13 protein-coding genes are annotated in these 22764 nt (G+C 50.1%); 9 read left to right on the plus strand and 4 right to left on the minus strand.

The window, feature by feature from the left end; genetic code table 11:
* Positions 1 to 19: 19 nt before the first annotated feature.
* Complete coding sequence (locus PsAD5_RS13530) at positions 20 to 874, plus strand: VOC family protein (RefSeq protein WP_208981920.1); 855 nt, start codon at positions 20 to 22, stop codon at positions 872 to 874.
* A gap of 59 nt (positions 875 to 933) precedes the next feature.
* On the opposite strand, the gene PsAD5_RS13535 is transcribed toward PsAD5_RS13530, so the two are convergent.
* Positions 934 to 5349: a hypothetical protein gene (locus PsAD5_RS13535; protein ID WP_063292483.1), complete on the minus strand. Its 4416-nt coding sequence runs from the start codon at positions 5347 to 5349 to the stop codon at positions 934 to 936.
* A gap of 305 nt (positions 5350 to 5654) precedes the next feature.
* On the opposite strand from PsAD5_RS13535, the gene PsAD5_RS13540 reads away from it, so the two are divergent.
* Positions 5655 to 7082 (plus strand): TolC family outer membrane protein, encoded by a 1428-nt coding sequence (locus PsAD5_RS13540; protein WP_063292484.1) that lies wholly within the window; start codon positions 5655 to 5657, stop codon positions 7080 to 7082.
* Positions 7083 to 7093: 11 nt separating this feature from the next.
* On the plus strand, positions 7094 to 7492 hold the full coding sequence (locus PsAD5_RS13545; RefSeq protein WP_208988597.1) for a hypothetical protein: 399 nt from the start codon (positions 7094 to 7096) through the stop codon (positions 7490 to 7492).
* A 9-nt stretch (positions 7493 to 7501) separates the two neighbouring features.
* On the opposite strand, the gene PsAD5_RS13550 is transcribed toward PsAD5_RS13545, so the two are convergent.
* Positions 7502 to 9841, minus strand: a complete 2340-nt coding sequence (locus PsAD5_RS13550; RefSeq protein ID WP_063292485.1) for a type I secretion system permease/ATPase — start codon at positions 9839 to 9841, stop codon at positions 7502 to 7504.
* Positions 9842 to 10012: 171 nt separating this feature from the next.
* Here PsAD5_RS13550 and PsAD5_RS13555 point away from each other — a divergent pair, with 171 nt between their 5' ends.
* Both PsAD5_RS13555 and PsAD5_RS13560 read left to right on the plus strand, forming a co-directional pair.
* Positions 10013 to 11356, plus strand: a complete 1344-nt coding sequence (locus PsAD5_RS13555; protein WP_208981918.1) for an HlyD family type I secretion periplasmic adaptor subunit — start codon at positions 10013 to 10015, stop codon at positions 11354 to 11356.
* Between the two features lie 117 nt (positions 11357 to 11473).
* Complete coding sequence (locus tag PsAD5_RS13560) at positions 11474 to 12199, plus strand: transglutaminase-like cysteine peptidase (protein ID WP_208988599.1); 726 nt, start codon at positions 11474 to 11476, stop codon at positions 12197 to 12199.
* A gap of 21 nt (positions 12200 to 12220) precedes the next feature.
* Here the strand turns inward: PsAD5_RS13560 and PsAD5_RS13565 are convergent, their stop codons facing one another.
* Both PsAD5_RS13565 and PsAD5_RS13570 read right to left on the minus strand, forming a co-directional pair.
* A complete protein-coding gene (locus PsAD5_RS13565; RefSeq protein ID WP_063292487.1) occupies positions 12221 to 13177 on the minus strand; it encodes an ornithine cyclodeaminase family protein in 957 nt (318 codons plus the stop codon).
* A gap of 149 nt (positions 13178 to 13326) precedes the next feature.
* Positions 13327 to 14475, minus strand: a complete 1149-nt coding sequence (locus PsAD5_RS13570) for an iron-containing alcohol dehydrogenase (protein ID WP_063292488.1) — start codon at positions 14473 to 14475, stop codon at positions 13327 to 13329.
* Positions 14476 to 14982: 507 nt separating this feature from the next.
* Here PsAD5_RS13570 and PsAD5_RS13575 point away from each other — a divergent pair.
* From PsAD5_RS13575 to PsAD5_RS13590, 4 genes are all read left to right on the plus strand, one after another.
* Positions 14983 to 17016 (plus strand): hypothetical protein, encoded by a 2034-nt coding sequence (locus PsAD5_RS13575; RefSeq protein WP_063292489.1) that lies wholly within the window; start codon positions 14983 to 14985, stop codon positions 17014 to 17016.
* Positions 17017 to 17158: 142 nt separating this feature from the next.
* On the plus strand, positions 17159 to 20569 hold the full coding sequence (locus tag PsAD5_RS13580; protein ID WP_084405966.1) for a multiheme c-type cytochrome: 3411 nt from the start codon (positions 17159 to 17161) through the stop codon (positions 20567 to 20569).
* On the plus strand, positions 20569 to 21387 hold the full coding sequence (locus PsAD5_RS13585; RefSeq protein WP_063292490.1) for an FTR1 family iron permease: 819 nt from the start codon (positions 20569 to 20571) through the stop codon (positions 21385 to 21387). The genes PsAD5_RS13580 and PsAD5_RS13585 overlap by 1 nt, the downstream gene beginning before the upstream one ends.
* Positions 21371 to 22762 (plus strand): FAD-dependent oxidoreductase, encoded by a 1392-nt coding sequence (locus PsAD5_RS13590; RefSeq protein ID WP_063292491.1) that lies wholly within the window; start codon positions 21371 to 21373, stop codon positions 22760 to 22762. The genes PsAD5_RS13585 and PsAD5_RS13590 overlap by 17 nt, the downstream gene beginning before the upstream one ends.
* The last annotated feature ends 2 nt before the right edge of the window (positions 22763 to 22764 follow it).

Raw genomic sequence — 22764 nt, forward strand, 5'->3', positions numbered from 1 at the left:
CTGTTTTGGGGGAAACACTTTGACCAAGGGAATCGACCACATTGTACTTGCTGTAAACTCTTTGCAGGATGCAGCAGGGCTTTGGGAACAGCTCGGATTTAAGGTGACGCCAATTGCGCGTCATCCTTGGGGCACGGAAAATCGCCTCGTTCAGCTGAACGGCAGTTTTCTTGAGGTTTTGGCGATTGGCGAAGGTGCTGAGCTGTCAGAACCAAGTGAAGGTGTTTTCTCCTTTGGCGCGTTCAATCGCGACTTCCTGCTGAAGGGAGAAGGTGCTTCCATGTTCGTCATGGACAGCACGAGCGCGGCGGACGACCGTAAAGCATACACTGCTGCCGGTCTTCCTGAGTATGCGCCATTTTCCTTTGAGCGGATTGCTGTTTCTCCAGAAGGCGATGAGCGTCAGGTTGCCTTTGATTTGACGTTCACGACAGATCCACTCAGTGCGGAACTTGGCTTTTTTACCTGCCATAACAAATTTCCGGAAAACTTCTGGAAGTCAGAGTATCAATCCCATCCGAACACTGTACGCGATCTGAGTGAAGTTATTTTTGTTGCAGATGACCCTGCAGATCATCATGAATTCCTGAAGGCGTTTATTGGTGAGCGTACTGCACGGCTTTCCAGTCTTGGTGTTGAGATTGAAACGTCTCGCGGGGTGGTCAAAGTTCTTTCCCCAAGCGCCTATGAGAGCCTTTATGGGGTTAAAGCTCCAGCTAACCGGGCAGGCCTTAAACTGGCTGCCTTTGGCTTTTCTGCTGCAAATCTTGAGAGCTTTGGGGAATATGCTGAAGCGCTTGGCGGACGCAAATACGGTGATTTCTGGGTGATTGAGCCAGAACGAATGGCCGGTGTTGCCGTGATCTGCAGCTGATCCTTTTAAACCCCGGGGCTATCGCTTTCGGGGTTTTTCTTTGCGTTGAGCCTGATGAGTTATGCAGTGACAACGAGTGGTGCCTGATTTTCATCCACGATCAGCTCCAGTTGAGCTGGTGGAGATGAAAACTCCATGACCTGCACCATGTTGTGGTTTGTTCCAGCTCCATCCTGATCAAAACTTAGAACGCCTCCTGATAGCTGGAAGTAGTCTCCCACATTTTGCTGCGTGACTTGTTCTGATCCAATCAATTCTGTCACATCCAACCGATCAGCGTCATCTCCAGATGAATCATAGTCCGTGATGAGATCTGCAATTGTGAGATTGGAGAGATCGAGCACAAATGTATCGCTGTCTGCTCCACCTTCAAGTGTGTCCCTGCCAGCCATTCCTGCAATCTTGTCTCGCCCTTCCATGCCGAATATATGATCGTCACCATCGAGCCCTTTGATGAGCTCGCTGGTTTGAGTTCCCGTAAGCACATCATTCCCAGATGTGCCGAGGATAGGTGGTGCTGCCTGCTTGATGGAAATGAGATGGCTATCCGTATCTGTATCGCCATCACCATCTTCAACTGAAATGAAAAACTGCAATGTTTGGTTTTGGGGAAAGTCCAGCCCTGTGTTGGCGGTAAACTCCCATGTGCCATCTGAATGGATGGTGAGTTCACCTTGCTGCGTATAGAGCGTGGTTTGTGTGTTTGGAGCCAGATTGACGATGTGTTGATCGTTTACGTCTGTGTAGACGGTCACTTGCGCGTACCCATCCGCGCCAGAGCTGAGGGAGAATGTATCGCTGATTGTCTCTCCCTCAGTTACGACGTTCTGTGTGTCTGAGATGTCGATGTCTGGATTGTCATCTTTGATTGAGATGTTGGTGATGCCTAGAGCAGTGCTGCCATCTGTATCCGTTGCGACAATAGAGACACCTAATATTGTGAAATCGCTGGTTCCGTTGGTCACATGCGGAAAATCTGCAAGCAGTGTGGCAGTTACTTGAACTGAACCCGTGGATCCAGCTGCAATGGATGAGCCTGTCAGGGCCAACTGAATAATGTTTTGGCCATTAATTGAGCCTGTGAGTGTCTGTTTATCAGCTGAAAGGGCCCAGTTGATGGAATTGACGACTGCGCCACTGTCATCACGGACCTCAATATTGGATGTGTCTCCAATCGTGAAGCTGACAATATTGTCAGAGCCAGCTGTGAAACTCAGGGTATCGCTTTGTGTTTCTGCCGTGCTTGCTGGGTTTGAGCCAATCACATCACCCGTCGGCTCATTGTTGCTGATCTGATCTCCCAAAGCGCTCTCATCAAGACTTAAAGCGATAATGTCGCCACCAAAGGGATTTGTGCCATCGGTGATGGTGATGGTCTGTGTGTCTGAGGTGGTGTCGCCATCAGCATCTGTTGCGGTGATGGTGAAGGTTTGCTGCTGCGGATCATCGTTGTCGAGATTGGTCGCAGCTTCAAAGGAGTAGGTACCATCCGGATTGACGGTGAGCGTCCCTTTAGGCAGCGTGAACGTGGCAGATGTGTTGGTGGAAAGGGAGATGGACTGGTCGGCTTCTCCGGGTACTGAGACAGTGATCTGTGTGACGCCATCAGCTCCGGGGCTAAGCGACCACGTGCCGTTGAGTGTGTTGTCTTCTGCGACTGAGGCTGGTGTGTCTGTGATGTCCAGTTGTGGTGCGTCGTCAATGATGTTGACCTGAATGTCAGCGTTGACTGTGTCTCCGTCATGATCTGAAGCGTTTATGGTGATGCCGTTGATCTTGATGGGATTTCCGCTTGCATCATGGGGAAAGGCATCCGTCAGTGTGGCTGTGACCTGAACCGAGCCTTGTTGACCTGCTGGGATGGCTGAAGCATCCAGTGCCAGAATGATTGCAGGCGTGCCGTTGATTGAGCCGATAAGTTGACCATTTGAGACTGCCCAACTGATATCGAGAGCCGCATCTCCATTGGTGATTGTAATGCCTGAAGGATCACCAAAAGCGAATGTGGTGAGCTCATCAGAGCCTGCTGTGAAGGTGAGGGTACTGGAGATGTCTGTCTCAGTTGTGCTGGTTGGATCAGAGCCTGTGGTGCTGCCAACAGCCAGATCATTTTGATCCTGTGTTGTATCAAGGGCTGCTTCATTGACCGTGAGGATCAGATCTACCGCTTCACCGGGCAAGTTGTCTGGCGGTGTCGGTGAGGCTCCGTCGGTGATCGTGATGGTCTGTGTGTCTGACGTGGTGTCTCCATCAGCATCTGTTGCGGTGATGGTGAAGGTTTGCTCTTGTGGATCATCGTTGTCCAGATTGGTAGCAGCCTCAAAGGAGTAGGTACCATCCGGATTGACGGTGAGCGTACCTTTGGGCAGCGTGAAGGTGGCAGTTGTGCTGCCCGAAAGAGAGATGGTCTGGTCGGCTTCTCCAGACACTGAGACAGTGATGTGTGTGACGCCATCGGCACCAGGGCTAAGCGACCACGTGCCGTTGAGTGTGTTGCCTTCTGCGACTGAGGCTGGTGTGTCTGTGATGTCCAGTTGTGGTGCGTCGTCAATGATGTTGACCTGAATGTCAGCGTTGACTGTGTCTCCGTCATGATCTGAAGCGTTTATGGTGATGCCGTTGATCTTGATGGGATTTCCGCTTGCATCATGGGGAAAGGCATCCGTCAGTGTGGCTGTGACCTGAACCGAGCCTTGTTGACCTGCTGGGATGGCTGAAGCATCCAGTGCCAGAATGATTGCAGGCGTGCCGTTGATTGAGCCGATAAGTTGACCATTTGAGACTGCCCAACTGATATCGAGAGCCGCATCTCCATTGGTGATTGTAATGCCTGAAGGATCACCAAAAGCGAATGTGGTGAGCTCATCAGAGCCTGCTGTGAAGGTGAGGGTACTGGAGATGTCTGTCTCAGTTGTGCTGGTTGGATCAGAGCCTGTGGTGCTGCCAACAGCCAGATCATTTTGATCCTGTGTTGTATCAAGGGCTGCTTCATTGACCGTGAGGATCAGATCTACCGCTTCACCGGGCAAGTTGTCTGGCGGTGTCGGTGAGGCTCCGTCGGTGATCGTGATGGTCTGTGTGTCTGACGTGGTGTCTCCATCAGCATCTGTTGCGGTGATGGTGAAGGTTTGCTCTTGTGGATCATCGTTGTCCAGATTGGTCGCAGCTTCAAAGGAGTAAGTACCATCCGGATTGACGGTGAGCGTACCTTTAGGCAGCGTGAATATGGCAGATGTGTTGCCGGAAAGAGAAATAGTTTGGTCGACTTCTCCAGGGACTGAGACAGTGATCTGTGTGACGCCATCAGCGCCCGGGTTGAGTGACCACGTGCCCTTTAAAGTGTTGCCCTCTGCGACTGAGGCTGGTGTGTCTGTGATGTCGATCAAAGGTGCGTCATCGATGATGTTGATGGTGATGTCACCAGTTGCCTGATTGCCTTCTTCATTGGTCACGCGGACTTTCAGGAAATCCTGCGGTGTGCTGTTGCTATGATCTCCTGATGCGTTGAGCGTGTAGGCCCAGCTGTAGGTTCCATCTAGATTAATTGTGATTGTGTAGGTGCCGTGGGGCGTGGTGATCTGACCGCCGCTGGTGACATCTATCCAGATATTTTGTGAGGGATCGCAAACCTCGAGTGTCTGGAGTGGGGAAGAGCCACTCTGGATATTCATCGGTCCGGCAGTTTGAGTGATGGTCTGTCCTGCTTCAGTGCCTGACGCGAGGCCGGATTCGTATACATCATCAGTGTTGCCTGCAAAAAAGGCAGGTGTAACTCGTGGATTGGATAGGTCTGGCGTGGATGTGGTTTGCTGGTCAGGTTCGAATGCGCCATCTCCTAAATCACGTTCTAAAACCTCTTTATCGCGCTCTGAGGGCAACAGGAGCGGTGTGATTGGGAAAGCCGGCTGGACGATGATTGAGATTGGTTCGAAATCATTTCCGCTGCCAATGAGCTCATCGTTGGCAGGTAATGGAGACTGAGGCTCATTTTTACCGCTTGAGGGCTCAGAGGCGCTTAATGTACCTGATGACGTCTCTGGACCTGCACTTGGTTCTGCGTTTCGCGCAGCTGCAAATGCTGTTTGAATTTCCTGCGCGGTGAGGAGTTGATTTTCAATCTCTATAGAAGGTGGATTGTTGCTGTGACCTTCAATGATCAGACGTGTGCCATCTGACAAGGTGATTTCGGTGGTGCCATTGGCGGTCTGGATGTCTGCAAGCTCCAGGCCTGATGGCAGCAGCAGAATTTCTCTGACAGGATCCCATTCTATCTCATTCAGAAGCAGGTTCATGCCACGTGGTTGACCATCTAACGGCGTTTCTGACGTTGTTTCAATGTTATCAGGAAGTTCGATGATAAGCTGGCTGATGTTTGGCGCTGCTGAGCTGGCCTTTTGTTGAGGCCTACTCTCCGGTTCAGGTGATGTTTGATTGGTTGGAAGCACTTGAGGTTCACCGGTTCTGGTATTCGGCATGCAAGGCTCCCTTTGCAAACTGGACTAGGACGTTAGCGCGCCTTTTCTGAATGAGAAGACAACGTCTCGCTGAAATTGTGCTGCCGAATTCTAAATCAAATGGAGTTCAAATTTATATATACATTATACAATACGCATAACTGACAATATTAGAGGCCGCGTCTGTTGAGTTGATGTTGCTATTACTTTTTGAGTTATTGATATTTATTACACTTAATTGCGTGAGGAATGACATTATATTAAAATAAAGTAAATTAAAGCTTCAGTTGCCCGGTTGTCTCAAGTATTGCGTAGAGGGCGTGTGTATGAAGTTGTTTGCGCCACTTATTCTTGGCGTTGCTGCCGTTGGCTTGTTGAGCGGAGCAGGCCACGCGATGTCTCTCAGAGATGCAGTTAACCTTACTGTCTATAGCAATCCTGAAATTGGAGAAGCGGTTTTTGACCGCAATGCGATTGGCTTTGAGCTGAAACAAGCTAAAGGCGAATGGTTGCCGCGTCTTGATCTTGAGTTTCGCGGGGGTGCCGAATGGGCTGATCGCAGTTTTACCCGTCAGCGGGATCAGTTCTTCTATGGCCCTTATGAAGTGAGAGCGACAGGTCGGCAAAAGCTTTTTGATGGATTTGCGACGACCTATGAGATTGAACGTCAGAGAGCTCGTCTGGATGCCACGTCTTTCAGAGTTTGGGAGCGGTCTGAGTTCATCGGTCTGAGTGCGGTGCGTGCCTATGTGGAAGTTTCCCGTCTTTTTGAAGTGAAACAGTCTGCTCAACGCAATATTGCTTATCACTCCAAAGTGGCCTCGGATATGCGGGCAGGTTTGTCTCGCGGGGTTGTCTCCGTTGCAGACGTTCAACAGGCAAGTGAACGGGTGTTTGCTGCACGGCTTGCATTACAGGAGGTTGTTGAAGAGCTTGAACTTGCTGAAGCCACGTTTATTGAGGTGGTGGGCAAGCCAGTAGGACGCTTGGGGGGCGTCCCCAGTGTTTCACGACGCATTCCTGGCACGCTTCCTGATGTTTTGAATGTAGCACGGCGGAACAATCCACTGATTGCGTTGCGTAAAGCCGATGTAGATGCTGCGAATGCGCAGATTAAGATTGCAGAGGCAGACTATTATCCAAGATTGGATCTGGAGCTTTCCTCGCGTGTTGGTGAAAACCTGAACGGATTTCCCGGCGTCAATAATCAAGCAACAGCGCTGGTTGTTATGCGCTGGAACCTCTTTAATGGCAATATCACGAAGAACAGGCGTGCTGAGCAGGTTGAGCGGGCAGGTGAGGCACGGATGAGAACGGCGCGGGCTTTCCGTGAAGTTGAGCGGGAAACGCGTGCTTCCTGGATCCGGCGTGTTGAGCTTACCAAGCAGCTTGCAATCATCAAAAAACAGCTTTCAGCATCACAACAGCTTCTCATTTCATATGAAGGCCAGTTCACCGTTGGACAACGAACTCTGCTGGATGTTTTGGATACACAAAACACAGTCTTTTTTACTGAAGTCTCCGAGATTTCTGCCCGCTATGCGCAAACCTTTGCCAACTACCGATTGCTGGCAGCAATGGGCGGTTTGCTGGAATCGTTTGATGTTCAACCTCCTGCCCAAGCCGAAGCGGGCTATCGCAAAGTACGGGATGATGAGGAAACAGAGGGCTGGCTGCCGGGCAAAGTGTTGCCAGGCGTTTCAGCTCAGTGGGCGCGTGGGACACCTGTTGCCATGCCTAAACCGAAACAATGAGGGAGGGGATTTTGGGCAGACTTAAATTTGCAACGGGCATGAGCGGTCCTGCACTCCTCATCTGGGGGGCTGCCATGTCTCTTTCGGTATGGGCAGGAGATGCTGTCAGCGCGGACCTTGCCGTTGCCACCTCCGATTATTATCGCGGTGGTGTATGCTATAATTTCAATCTGCGGCACCCTGAGGAGTTGCACAGCGAAATTTCTGTTCGGGTGCGTGATTACTTTGAGGAGGCAAATACCGTTGTTGTCTCTGCGCAGCACAGCTCAATCGTGCAGTTGCGATTTGATTGGGCGTTGGAAACAAGAGACTGGTGTGGAGTTGCCATTGGCTACATGAAAGATGCGGTTTGGGATGATGAAGCCGTCAATCGCTGTCTTTGTTTTCGCGAATACATGAGAGAGTACTAAGTCCTCAGGTCATCCAGTTCCTTTTGAAAGGATATGGATGACTTTTTCCTTTGGGCCATCAGCGAGAATACGGCCCTTATCCAGAATGATCAGCCTATCAACCAGAGAAAGTGGCGCGGTGCGGTGTGTCGCAATGATTAAGGTTTGCTGCGGGGTGACCGAGGATGAGAGGGCATTGATGAACTGCTGTTCGGTCTGGCCGTCCATCATACCTGTTGGTTCATCCAGATATAGTAGTTTTGGGGAGCCCATGAATGCTCTGGCCAGGATGAGCTTTTGTCTTTGCCCGGATGATAGATCACGGCCGCCTTCCTCAATCAATCTGGCAAATCCGTGCGGATGAGCATCGATAAACTCCAATGCTCCGGAAAGCTCACTTGCTTTGACCAGCTCTGCATCTGAGGCTTCAGGGCGACCTAATTTGATGTTGTCTCTGATGGATCCAGAGAAAAGGCTAGCATCCTGCCCGATGTAACATATGGATCTTCGCAGTTCCGTGGGTGCAAATTGCTGATGATCCAAATTGTCGATGGCGTAACTTCCTGACTCTGGAGAATAAAGACCGCTCAATATTCGGCCCAGAGTGGATTTGCCAGAGCCGACAGGGCCGAGTATGGCGATGCGCTCTCCTGCGGAAATGGATAGGTTCAGGTTTTTCAATGTTGGCTCTGCAGCCTGCGGATAGGTGAAGCTCATATTCTTTAGAGAAACCTGAGCGTGATCAATGGTTTTGCTCAGGTGCCTGGAGGCCCACGGTGTTTCTCGTGGTAACTGATTGATGGCGTCCAGTCTTTTGTAAGCGGCTTTGACCTGTTGGAACCGTGCGAGAAAGCTGGAAAGTGTTGCTAGTGGGGCAACAGCTCGTCCCCCAAGGATCACACAGGCGACAATGCCGCCCATGGAGATAAGCTTTTCTGAGAACAGATATGCGCCTGTGACCAGAAGTGCGACTGTGGTGAGTTGCTGCAAAAAGCCCGTTAGGTTTAAAGCCCAGGTAGAAAGCGATCTGACTTTGTTTTGCGCTGAGGCTGCTGCGGCTGTGGCACTCTCCCATTTGCCAAGAAGCTGTCCTTCTGCGCGTTGGAGTTTGATTGTCTCCAAGCCGTAGAGACTTTCTACCAGCAGTGCATTTCGCAGCGTAGCATCAGCAACTGTTGCTTCCACGGCTCTTTTGAGAGGGAACTGCATCAGCAGTCCAATTGTGACCACGCTCATGATTGCTGCAAGAAGCGGATAAACCATGGGGCCGCCGATATACCAGATCAGGCCAAGGAACATACCGAGGAAGGCAAGGTCCGTGATGGCAGCGATTGTTGCTGAGGTCATGAACTCGCGAATGGTTTCAAACTCACGCATTTCGTTGAGGAAGCCTGCAGTGCTCGCAGGGCGATGCGCCATTTTCAAGTGCATTGCCTGATCAAACAGTCTGGAGGAAATTATCAGATCAGCTCGTTTACCTGCAAAATAGATTAAGGACGCACGCAGTGACTTCAATAGTAGGTCAAATAGTAACGCGCCCGCTACGCCAAGAGTGAGAACCCAGAGTGTAGGGAAGGCCGAGTTGGGTAAGACACGGTCATATACGTTCATGGTGAAAAGCGGTGAGGCCAGCGCTAGCAAGTTGATGAAGGCAGCAGCAAGTGCAACGAAGGCGTAGTCTCGTGCAACGGCTCTAATGCCACTGAAAAACCAATGGGAATTGTCTTCCTTCGCTGTTTGCTCCTGTGAACCCTCTGGTTTGTAAAAGGGCTTTGCAACAATGATTTCTCCGCTGCAGAGCGCTTGAAGCTCATCCACCTTAGCCAGAACGGCGCCGCCATCTGCATGCGGGAGGGCGACAGCATAGGATTTCTCATCGTACTTTTCCAGAACAACCAATGCACCACCGGACTTGAGGAGTAAAATTGCAGGAAACAAAAGTGAGGAGAGATCTGTGACTTTATGATGGAGAGCCTTGGTCGAAAAGCCAGCGCGTTTGAGAGCTTTTTGTAGTAAGTCAGCAGTGAGTTTGCCCTTCTCCAGGGGAAGACCTGCGATGAGGTTTTCTGAATTTGCTGGCATGTTGTGTTGAACCAGCAGAATTTCGAGACATCCCCGCAGTGGATCAATCTCGATTAAATCTGACAGTTGAGCGTTTGATGTCGCGTCCTCTGCAGGTTTTGTGTTTTCAGGTTCCCGTTTTGCATCTTGATTTTTATCTGACGTAACAGTCGAAACTGAGGCTTCGATGACTGGGTCACTCTCTTCATGCGTGGAAGACATTTTAGTCGTTGTAGTGTCTTCCTCGTTTACGGGAGGTGGCGTCTTTTCTTTTCTTGTTTTCGGCTTGGCCGTTTTTGTCAGTTCCAACCTGCAATTCTCCGCAATAGATCCCCGTAGTATTCAGAAAAACCAAGGAGAGTTACCTTTGGTAAGGATAACTTGATTCCGGCTGGTCGCGTGCCTCTGGAACTTGTTGGGGAGTTTCTAGGGGGATTATCTTTGCGCCTATTGCATCTGATGGAACGGGTCACAAATTGGATGAGGCTTGGATCTGAAACCACACGGCTTCCGCGTGGTGCTGCGCAGGTGTCAATTGGTTTGGAAAATGCCGTTTTTGCACGCACGCGCTTATTGGTCCTGATGATTGGATTGCTTTTGATTTCGTTCGTCCTTTGGGCCGGTTGGGCACAGCTGGAAGAAGTTACCCGTGGAGACGGACGTATCATTCCATCTGCGAAGATACAGGTTATTCAAAGCCTTGAAGGTGGGATTGTTAAAGAAGTGCTCGTGAAAATGGGTGACCTCGTCAGTAAGGGAGATGTCCTGATCCGCTTAGATGATACGGGCTTTTCTTCCAACCTGGGTGAACTGGTGGCAAAGCAGCTAGCATTGGAGATAGCTCGTGAACGGTTGGATTTTCAGTCCGTCTGGCCTGAACGTGGGGAGGAGTTAGCTTATAGTGACCACTATCACGAGAATGCTCAGCAGATTGTTGCTTCGGAGTTGTCTCTTTTTCAAGCCAATCTGGAAGGATTGAAGGGCCAAGTTGCAATCAACCGTTCGCGCGTTGCACAGCGTATGGCGGAACTTGAAGCCTCTGAGAACCAGCGACGGAAGGTTCTTGATTTATTGCGTCTTGCAAATGAAGAAAAAGAGTTGAAAGCGCCGCTTGCTGAAAAGCAGATCATTCCGCGTACAGATATGCTCAAACTTCAGCGTGAGATTGGTGATCTGGAAGGGCAGGTCAATACGCTTCAGGTCACAGCAGGACGTTTGCAGGCGGCTGTTGAGGAGGCTGAACAGGAAATTGAAGGTGTTTACACCAAGTTCCGGCAGGCAGCCCGCGCAGAGCTGAGTGAGGTGCAGGCTCAGTTGGATATTATTGCAGAAGCTTCCAAAGGGGCTGGTGATAAAGTCGATCGCGCAGATATTCGCGCCCCCATGGATGGCATCGTCAACACGATTGATGTGAGCACAATTGGCGGCGTGGCTTCACCTTCTCAGCAGCTTATGACCATCGTGCCCGTTGAAGATGTTTTGCTTGTTGAGGCAAAGGTGAAACCTCAGGATATCGCCTTTATTCACCAAGGACAGCAGGCGCTTGTTAAACTCAGCGCTTATGATTTTTCCATTTATGGAGGACTGGATGGGCAAGTTGAGGGAATTTCTGCAGACACTGTTTACGACGAAAATACTCGTGAGCAGTTTTACTCCGTAATTATCAAAACGAAACAAACTGAGTTAGAAAGTCGCAACAAGAGTCTTCCCATCCTTCCGGGGATGGTCGCCTCCGTCGATATACTCACTGGAGAAAAGAGTGTGCTTTCTTACATTCTTAAGCCAGTTAATCGTGCACGTGAGGAGGCGCTAAGAGAACGGTAATGCGTTATGGCTCTTCCGGAATACCGGGGCAAGCACCGTAGAAAACGTGGTTTGTTACGACGAAGCTTTGTAGGGATGGTGGTCAAAGCCGCTTTTCTGACTGGCATTGTGGCCAGCATGTCCACTGCGCAAGCTCATAATCTGCGGTTTAGCTATCAGAGCAAAGTGCGCCGCCGCCGTCTGTTTTCCCTAATGAGGTTTACGGGGCCAAACGCTATAAAGAAGAGGGAAAGCTTTGGGTTGTTTGGTTCGGTTGAAATTAGTGGTGGCAACAGCCAAGCTTTCAGGAAATGGCAGGCCGTACTGCCTGAATGCGACCAACAACTGGCCTCCTTGAAAGAGTGCTTTGCCGGAAATCTGCGGTGTGCAGGCTCCGTTGATTATTGGTCACGCATTGTCCGGGGTGTCGGGAACAATAAATCACTGCGGCAGCTTTCGCTGCTCAACTCTTACATCAATGAAAGTGCCGGATACGATCCTCAAGCGGTTGCCGCTGGGCGGGCGGACGTCTGGCGCGCGCCATTGCAGTTTCTGGGCTTGCGCGGTGATTGTGAGGATTACGCGATTGCTAAGTATTTCAGTTTGTTAGCGCTGGGCTATGAAGAAACGGATCTGCGAGTTGTTGTGGTGAAGGATAGCATAAGACAAGTCATACATGCAGTGACCACGGTTCAGTTTCAAGGTGCGTGTTATGTGCTGGATAGTTTAAGGCCAGTTGCGACCAAGGAGATCGACCTGCTTCATTATCAGCCATTGGTGTCTATGCAGCGGGATCTGCACTTTACACACTTCAGGACAGCAGAGATGCGGCAACGGTTTTGGGCTCAGCACAGGAATGGATAACCGTGCTGAGCGAAGACTTATCTATGCGTTTAGCAACTCTTTTGAGTTCTCATAGGCAAGGATTGCTCCTGCCAAGTCCTCTAATGCAGCTCCAACTGATTTGAAGAACGTAATCTCGGTTTCACTTGTTCTGCCATTGTTGCTGCCTCTGGTGAGATCATAAAGATCAGCTTGAACATCCTCAGGCTTCAACGTGCCATTCGCAAGCGGGATGGTCAGGTCCCCGGCTTCTTTCATCGCACCTGCGCGGGTGTCGACAAAAATTCGTGAGCGGGAGATCGCCGCATCATCAGCCTCGCGCATGTTTGGAGTGAACCCGCCCACAAGATCAAGATGACAGCCATCGGACAACCATTCACCTTGTATGAGGGGATCATTAGACAGTGTTGCAACGGAAACGATATCAGCCTGCTCAACAGCTCTGTGAAGGGATTGCTCAGCTACAACCTTGACGCCAAGTTTTGCGCTTAGTTCTTGCGCATTATCCCTGGCTTTTTCGAAGTTCCGGCCCCAGAGGGTTACAGTTTCAATCTGCCTTGTTGTGCAATGCGCCTCAATGAGGTTTGCCGAGAGACGGCCCGTGCCGACCATTGTCAGGGATGTTGCATTTTTGCGAGCAAGGTAATCAGCAGCAAGGGCAGAGGCTGCCGCTGTGCGACGCGCTGTAAGCTCGCCGCCATCAACCAACGCTAACGGTGCACCAGTCTTGCCGTCGGAGAGCAGATAAGTGGCGGAGACTGCAGGAAGACCGGCATCTGCATTACTTGGAAAAACGCTTGCGAGTTTTACGCCGAAATAGGCACCTGATTGCCAGGCAGGCATGAGCAGTAAGGTGGCATCTGCTTTATCCGGCACGCCCATGGTGTGATGGTGCCGAACCGGCATTTCGCAGCCTTCTTTGAACATTGTTCTCAAAGCCTCGACCAGTGGCCGGAAGGGCAGGGCGTTTTTAGTTTGGGTATCGGATAACTGTAACATACCCGTTTCTCCCTTATAATTTGCGAAAGGATGTTCTGATATCTCACAGGACTAGCGGGCGACGGATGTGTTTGTCACTTGAGTTTTCGCGAGAAACGGGTTGTATGCACAAAGAAGCCCGCCGTTTGTACGGCGGGCTGTCTTTTGGCTCAGCGTGCTGAGTACACGATGTCTTTGATCACATTCGGCGTGATCTTTCCATGCTCACCGATGGCTTTTAAAAAGTCGCGGCTTTCGATGATGTGCATGAGCGTGTCGATGTCGTTTTGATCCGTAATGTTGGCATCTGACAGACGAATTGGCATGGCCAGTTGTTGGTAAAACTCTTCGATCGCATCAATCGTCTTCTCAGCCAGATCTTCAGATGGAGGCAGTGAGAACACTGCTGTTCCCATTTGCTCCAGTTTTGCGCGCTTCAGTTCAATCTGACTGCGCAAGAGGCTTGGTTGAATGATGGACAGTGTTTGGGCGTGGTCAATGCCGAAACACGCTGTCAGTTCATGTCCAATCTGGTGTGTTGCCCAATCTTGCGGCACACCACATGAGATGAGGCCATTTAAGCCCTGGTTTGCTGTATACATCAGATTTGCGCGCCATTCATCAGTATCGCGCTCGGGATAGCTCTTGCCCAGTTGAACGAGCGTTCGCAGTAATGCTTCCGCATATCCATCCTGTACCAATGCGCCGGTCGGGAAGGTCAAATATTGCTCGCAGACATGCACGAAGGCATCGATCAACCCGTTCCTGAGTTGGCGTTCTGGCAGTGTTTTCATGGTGTCTGGATCGAGAACCGAGAATGCAGGGAAAACAAGAGGAGAGCCGAAAGCGAGTTTTTCACCTGTCGACTTGCGGGTGATGACTGAGTTGCCGTTGGATTCAGAGCCTGTTGCAGGAAGGGTCAATACAGACGCGAGCGGTGTTGCCTTTTGAATGCGATGTTTACCGCTTGGAATGTCCCAGTGATCTCCGTCATAGTGTGCAGCTGCTGCTACAAACTTACAGCCGTCGACAACAGATCCTCCCCCAACTGCGAGGATGAAGTCCAGATCTTGTTCTTTCACTAGCTCTACGGCTTTTTCTAGGGTTTCGAAGTGTGGGTTGGCTTCGATGCCAGAAAATTCAACCACGGTGAAACCTTCAAGCGCGCTTAACGCTTGCTCGTAAACACCGTTCGCTTTGATCGATCCACCACCATAGGCCAACAAAATGCGGCTTCCAGTCGGGATCTGATCCCTAATTTCCGATATTTTCCCTTGACCAAACAAAAGTTTAGTTGGGTTTTGATAATTGAATTTCATTTGATTGCCCGGACAATTGAATTGTGCATACCGAACTTAATGCACTTTTCTCGGGTTTGAAGGGCCGAAGTGAAACTAATTCACTTAAATAATTTGTTGAATGATGAAAGAGACTGGACAGGTTGTTGAGAGTTCCTTCCTGTGTTCCCTTATGCATGGAATGCCGCTCTTCGCCCTGTATTGTTTATAGGCAGTGCTCTTTAGGACTTAACGAATTGTTTCGGCTTTGAGAATGGTGAAATGTGCAAATAGTTAGAATATGCAGCGTAGTCACTATTCCATATAACTCTTTGATTTTTTGAATAATTATAAAACATGAATATTTAAATCATATTTGACTTTTGTCATTTGCGAAAGGTGTTCTGTTTTCTATTTCTCGGATTGCAAATCATTCTCAATTGCGAGAAGGCGCCAGTTTTGCCCTGGTGATCCTATTGCATTGGAGGGGGATAGGGGAGGTTTGCTCATGTTGGGCTATCCCCCTCAAAAGAGATTCCGAGTTTAAGCATGTTGAATAAAACGGTACTTCTATCATTCGCATCAGCAGTGGCAATCAGCTCTGCAGCTCTTGCAGGTTCTACTGAAGTTAAAGTCGAGGTTTTAGACAAAACTTTTGATCCAGCGGGTGGTTTCCTGGCTTACACAGAGTTTGAGCTTTCTGGCGAACCTTTAGCGGAAGGTCTGGGGCTGGATTTGGATGTTCTGGACCCAAATCTCGTCAATCAGCCAACCGCTTTTGATTACACAGCCGGCATCGAGAGTTATGAATACTCTGAGGAGGCTATGTATGCGGTCAATTATCAGTCCAAGATGGGCCCACATATCGTAAACGGTCCACTAAACAAAGCGCGTGGCGGTTCACTTGAAAGCCTTGGCAAACGCGTGATTGAACTGGCCGGATCTGTTGCCTTCCCAGTGGAAGAAATTCCGCTCAACATGTACCCGATCACCTTCCCATACATCTCAGCGCTTCCTGAATTTGGTCAGGCAATTGACAGTTCTGTCGTCTCCAGCGATGAGGCGGATATTCTGACTGCTCACGGAAAATCTAAAACAGTAAAAATCGATATTCCGGCGTACTTCCGAGATTATGCTTCGCTCTCCTGGAAAGAGGAAGGCATGGACAAGTCTTTCAATCCCGGAGCTGCGGCAGGCATCATGTTGAAGGATGTCATGTGGGCACAGGATTTCCTCGGCGGTATGCACATAATAGCAGAGGATCTGGAAGTTGAGGCTGAAAGTTCTGTCATGGATCTGGATGGCATACACGCGCTCGGAGTATCCACGGCAGATGGTTTCAACGGCGTTATTCTAACTGAAATGCTCAATGACCGTATGATAACACTTCGTGATCAGTTTGGTTATGACGGTAAGATGCTTGGCGCAAAGCTGACCGCGTCTTATGATCCTGCTCAGGGCCCAATCTGGTTCCCACGTAAGGTTGCTGTGACTGAAAAGACCGAGAATGCCGTGAAAGCCATCGGGTCTTTAGAAGTCATTGACGGAGCATCCACTCTGCGTGACACATGGTTGATGTTGTGGCCGCTTTCTGAGATTTACGCATATAGCGACCAACGTACTGCAAACACAAACCAGAACCCGGCTTTTATCGCCGTGTTTGACGGTGCACCATTTGCTGCAGCTGCTGACCTGAACAAAGACAATGATCTAGTGAATGACATTGCTTCTGATGATGTCTTCTCCGCTGCAAGTGTTCTCACAAACGCTACTTTCAAAAACCTTGATGCGCTGCACTTCAACAAAGAAGCGGGCACTCTGGTTGATCGTTATGATGGCAAGCAGGGCTCCAAAGTTACCACTTATGATGCGGCATACGCTCTTCAGGCCTTGAACATTTTTCAGCGTTCTCAGGATGCACTAGCCGTTGGTTATGACTCCGCTGATGCGGGTGAGAGCCTGGAAACTGCACGCGGCAAGCGGGCGCTCGAACTGATTAAAGCGCAGGCAGATTTTATTCTGAAGAATTTGATCTCTGAAAATGGCCTCGCAGTTGATGGGTTTGAGATTGGTAAAGGCGCGAGCACGGAGCAAAGCCTGGGTACGCAGTTCGCTGTTGTTCATGGGTTAACCTCGGCATTCCTTGCAACAAAGGATGAGAGCTACAAAGAAGCAGCACGTAAGCTGTTCCTGACCATTGAAGCGAAGATGTATGACAAGACGATTGGCACATACGCTGCTGTGCCAGGCCAACCAACTGAGCACACACCATACACCGCTGCTGCAATCAGTGCTGGACTGCGTAGTGCAATGCTTATTCTGCGCAACAGTGAAGGGGAGAATGAACCTCTATTGGACCTGGCAAGCCTGACGCAACGCTATGAAGGCTGGTTCCGCACTGTCATTAACGGTCGCAATGTGGACGAGGGCATGCAGCTTGCTGAATGGCTGGGAGACAGTGGCGAAAACGTTGTAGCTGGTAGTGAAGATCTGGACACGGATGCAGATGGTGTTCCGCAGATTGTGCAAGCTGGCACAGCTATGGTGATGGCCGGTAAGGTCAAAGTTTTTGCTGTAAAATAAGTAGTTTACCGCGATTTGAAACAGCCGGGGTGTAAAACATCCCGGCTTCTTCTGCCTGTTAACCTATGTCAAATGCGAGGCATTCGCATTTGACTATAGAGACAACAATCACAATAATCTGACGAAGAATCGATCCGCAGTCATGGATGATGCAAGCAAGAATAGCGTACCAGTCAATGGACCTAAGCCAGCACAACCCAGCGCAATAGAATTGTTCTGGAAGCGTCTCGGTTACAAGAGCAAACATGCTGAGTTTGTGCTTTACTTCCTCACTCTCAGTGGGTTGATGCTGTGGGATGTTGTTGGCCTTCCTTGGCAACTCATCCAACCTTCACTTGCCATCCATTTCATTGTCTCCCTTATCCTCTTTCCATTGTTTGTTCTTCCATTTTGGTTTTCTCATCGTGACCTGATCAAGAAGAACGGACGCCCGTTTCTTCGTAGAACAGGCCAGATGATTGAGATTGCCCTGGTACTGTTGGTTCTCAGCGGCATTTATCTCGCGTTTTTTGGCAATCGCGGCAACATGATGGGGCAGGTCGCATATTGGCTCCATCTGGTTCCAGCACTGCCGGTTTCGTTATTGGTGTTTCACCATGCCAAGCGCTATTCGATGGTTAAGGTTGCAGCTTGGATCTTCCCGTTTCTTCTGGCGCTGGCCGCACTCATGCTGCCAGCCTATGCTGCCGATGAAAGTAGCTCCCTTGTTCTCAGTAGTGAGGGCACAAAACTCATCTCAGCAAACTTTGATGCAGGCAGTGTCGCTGTTGTTGACCGCAGCTCTAACAAAGTGCTGCAAGAGATCAAGATCGGTGGTGAGCTACGCCGCATCGCGTTGGATGAAAAACAGCATATTGCAGGTGTAACGGACTACACGGGTGACCGTGTGGTTTTCATTGATCTGAACACAAGCAAAGTTCTCTCTGAGTTCAAGACTGACTATCGTCCATTTGGCATTATCTATGACAAGATCAACAACCTGTTCTGGGTTTCATTGTTTGAAGCGCACAAGATCATTGCAGTTGATCCGAGACAAGGCATCACTCAGGAAATCGACAGCGAAGAGACCCCGCGTGGTCTTGCTTTGCTCAGTGATGGTCGTCTGATCGTAACGCATGCCATGGTTGGCAAGGTCTCCATTTGGGATACCTCAGGGGCTAAGCTTACATTTTTGAAGACGATCAGTTTGGCTGAAACTCAGGACAACGACGAAGCTGTTTCGCAGGGTGTTCCGCGCATTCTGGATGATATTGCAGTAAGCCCGGATGAGAGCGAGGCCTGGTTGCCACACGTTCTTTGGAACTTTGACCATCCTTTCCAGTTTCAATCCACCGTGTTTCCGAGTGTCTCATTGTTGAGCCTTGAACAAGGGCAAGAGACAGAAGTTGCTGAGCGCCGCAAGCACCTCTTCAAGCAAATCAACATTATTGATACCAACAATCGCACCCGCATTGTTTCAAACCCTCATGATGCTGAATTCTCCGAGGACGGTAAAAAAGTTTACGTTACATTGGCTGGAAGCGAAGACTTGATGGTCTTTGATCTGACCCGCAGAACAGCCCTGACCAGCAAGAAGAAGCGCCGAGCGCGCCGCAAGGGCAAACTGAACCAAGGTGGGGCAAAAGTCATGCAGATCTTTCGCCACATTCCGGGCAACAATCCGCGCGGGTTGGTTGTTTCGGGGCAGGACATCTTCATACAAAACGCAATGACGCTTGATCTTGTAGCGCTGAAGAGAGGTGGGGACGGCCCGTTTGCGCGCGTCACTCTGAGTGAGCAAGCTCCAGTTCCACTGGTGCAGAGCGATCCGGTTGAGGCCAAGCTACGCAGAGGTAAGACCCTTTTCAACAGCGGCAACACAGATGATTCAAAACTAACGCCGACCACTGGTGACTTTTGGATGAGCTGTCAGAGTTGCCACGTGGATGGCTTCAACTTCACCAATGGCTATCTTTATCGATCCACACCAACCAAAAAGTTTGATCGCGCCACAATTGGCCACGACAATTTAAACAATATGATCTCCGGTAACTTCATTGGTGACTACTTGCGCATCATGCAAAAGACGCAAGGTGGTATGGGCCATGACGACCGTGATGGAGCCTTGCAGATCAATCCGGATGAACCGTCAGAACCGGTCAAACGCGATATGGAGGCTCTGCAAGCTTTCATCACATCACGTGGAAACCTACCGCTGAATGCAAGTTGGATACGCCTTGATGATGATCGGAAGGTTCTACATGAGAAGGATTGGGTGAACTCAGCCGCCTGTGCGTCCTGCCATTCTGACATGTTTGAGCAATGGGCAGATTCAAACCACCGTCTGATGGGAGAATCTAACCCATACTTCATGGTCGTGAAATCCGTTGCAGAACAGACGGAAGGTAAGGACTTCGGCAAATGGTGTCTTGGCTGTCATGAGCCGCAGGAACAGTTCACCGAGCCAAAGGCGGTTCCGCAAGAAGGACATATGTTTGAGAAGGGTGGTGCCAGCCTCTTTGAAGCCCTTGAGACGGGCGTACCGGATTCAGATGAAGGCACGGGCTGCTTATTCTGCCATCGTATCACTCGTATTGAAGCAGCTATGGGGCAGACGGCAGGCACCAACGCCAGCTTTACCGTCAATGTGAAAGATAGAGAAAAGTATATCTTTGAAGACAACGACAACGCACTGCTGCACTGGGTGGGTAACCGTCAGATCAACGCCAAGCCCGAAGTGCATGCCAAGTCGTACTCTCAGCCATTTTACAAGGATTCTGCTCTGTGTAGCACCTGCCATAATGAGGTGGCTCCAGGCACAGGTAGTGTCATCGTGAACACCTACGGTGAGTGGGAAAAATCCTCCTACAACAATCCAGCAGATCCCTCCAAGAACCGCACTTGCATCAGCTGTCACATGATGGCTGACGTGCAAAAGATCGGTGAGAATGTCCCGGGCATTTCTACAGATGGGGGCAAGGTGAAAGAGAATGTGGTGACACACCAGTTCACGGGTGCCAATCACCATCTTGTCGGCCTGCGCAATAAGAAGCTCTCAGACATGAGCATTGAGCTTTTGCGAACTGCTGCTGAGTTGGAAAGCTACATCGACGAAAACGGGAAACTGATCGTTCGTGTCAAAAATGTCGGAGCAGGGCATGCCTTACCAACCGGCGTTGCTGACTTTCGTCAGCTTTGGCTGGATGTGACCGTGAAAGACGCAAGTGGCAAGGTTGTTCTGGAAGATGGCAAGATGGATGATAAGGGCGTCGTACCAACCGATGCTCGTATGTTCCAGAAGGTCTTTGGCGACAAGGATGGCAAGCCCGTCGGCCTGCTCTTCTGGCGTTATGAAAAAATGCTGAAAGATACCAAGATCCCAGCGAATGGTTACCGGGATGAAGCCTTTGCATTGCCAAAAGAAGCTACTTATCCGCTCAGCGTGGAAGTAAAGATGATGTTCCGCATCTATCCGCAGTGGGTGACCGATGCAGTACGCCAATCCTACCCAGATCTACCAAATCCAGAAGCTGTTGTTATGGCTGAACTTACTCAAACACTGGAGCGGCCATAATGTTTGCCAGTTTTCTGATCACATTTCGCGAAGGGCTGGAAGCCTTTCTGTTGGTTGGCATCATCCTGTCTTACATGCACAAACTTGGCGTGCGGCATTTCAATAAATACGTCTATCTTGGTGTTGTACTTGGATTGATCGTATCACTGGCGTTGGCCTTTGTTTTCCAGGTGGTGATTGACCAGTTTTCCAATCAACACTATCAGCACCTGCTGATGATCTTCATTCTACTTTTCGCCACGCTGGTGCTGAGCTACATGGCGATCTGGATGCATAAACAGGCCAAGGCACAGGTCGACCATGTAAAAAAGAAACTGGAATTCCACATCTCCTCGGGCAACCTGTGGGGCATGGTGTTTCTTGCGTTCATTGCGGTGCTGCGAGAAGGGTTTGAGACCGTATTGTTTTTCTCTGCTCTCATGTATTCAGGGCAGGGCGTGACATTGGAGAACGGTCTGATTGGGGCAACTATCGGTCTTGTTGCATCCATCCTGCTGGTTTGGATTATGATGCGTGGCACCCGCGAAGTTCCGATTGCTCCGTTCTTCAAATACACCAGCTTGCTGATCATTATCATCGCAGCCGGATTGTTCTCGTCTGCCATCAATATGCTGCAGGCGATTGATGTTGTTCCGATTTTGATGGAGCAGATCTTCAACATCTCGTTTATTTTGGATGATCAGGGCACCTTTGGCACTTTCATGCGGGCGCTGTTTGGGTACAACGCGTCGCCAACGCTGATCCAGTTTACGAGCTGGGTACTTTATCTTGGACTATTCCTGAGTTTCTGGAGCCGCGGCTATGCTCAAAAAGCCTGAACATGTTTTGGTGTTGGGGGCGGGGCCTGCTGGTCTGACAGCAGCAATCCGCTTGCTGGAAGCTGGTATTCAGGTCACCGTGCTTGAAAAGGCTTCAAAAGAAGGGGGCCAAAGCGGCACAACAACGTTTGAAGGTCGCCATGGGACCTATCGCTTTGACTACGGCGGCCACCGCTTTATCACTCACAACGCGCAATTGCTAAAACTGGTTGAAGAGCTGGTTGGCGATGACCTGTTGACCAGCCAACGCAAAAGCGTCATTCGCTTTCAGGATCGTACCTACGATTATCCATTAGCCATGGGCAACATCCTGATAACGGCGCCAGCCTCATTATTGGTTGGTGCGGTAAAAGACTTGGCACTTTTGCCATTCGGTAAGCCCATGGACGATAACTTCGCAACATGGATCACCAGTCGGTTCGGTAAGACGCTCTATAAAAACTTCTTTGAAGGATACACAGCTAAACTCTGGGGTATGGATCCGGTCGACCTGTCCGCAGACTGGGCTGGTCAACGCATAAGTCTGTTGGACTTGAAAGATGTTGCCAAACGACTTTTGCCAATCGGGAACGACACCCCTCGCACCTATGCCAGAAGCTATCGCTACCCTAAGTATGGATTTGGTGCCATTTTTGAACGCATGGCCCAAAAGGTTGAAGCGCTTGGCGGCGAGATTATCTTTGATGCAGCTGTCGATGGCTTTGACTACGCAGCAAATAAAATTAGTGCCGTGAAAGCAGGGGGCTCTTCCTATCCAGCAGATGCTGTGCTCTCCACGCTCTCCTTGCCTTACATGGTTAACATGACAGGTGGCGAGAGTGCGTTAGCATTCAGAGGATTGCGGTTCTTTAATATGCCTCTTGAAATGGACAACCTCTCAGACTGCACATGGCAGTATCTGTCAGATCCCGACATAATAGCAACGCGATTGCAGGAGCCAAAACGACGCTCACCGTTCATGGCTCCCAAGGGGCACACCTCTGCAATGTTAGAGATCCCATGCGACCCGGGGAGCGAACTGTGGGAGATGGACAACCAGCAGATGTTTGCTCAAGCGTGTGGTGTCTTGAATAAGCTTGGCATCAATAGCGCAGCAGCCACAGGTGAATACTTCTCTACTTATCAGCGGCAGGCCTATCCGCTGATGACAGTGGGATATGAGAAGAACCGTGCTAACGCAATTGCCCACCTCAATCAGTTTCAAAATCTGATCCAGTGTGGGCGGCAAGGTACCTTCCGCTACATCTTCACAGACACCTCTATGGAGATGGGGCAGATGGCTGCTGATGCGTTGATTAGCGAAAAGGATCAGCGCTCTACCATCTATGAGCATCGTAGTGAAAGAACCGTTATTGAAACGGAAAGTGTGGCTTAGGA

Source organism: Pseudovibrio sp. Ad5, from assembly GCF_001623095.1.
Lineage (GTDB): Bacteria > Pseudomonadota > Alphaproteobacteria > Rhizobiales > Stappiaceae > Pseudovibrio.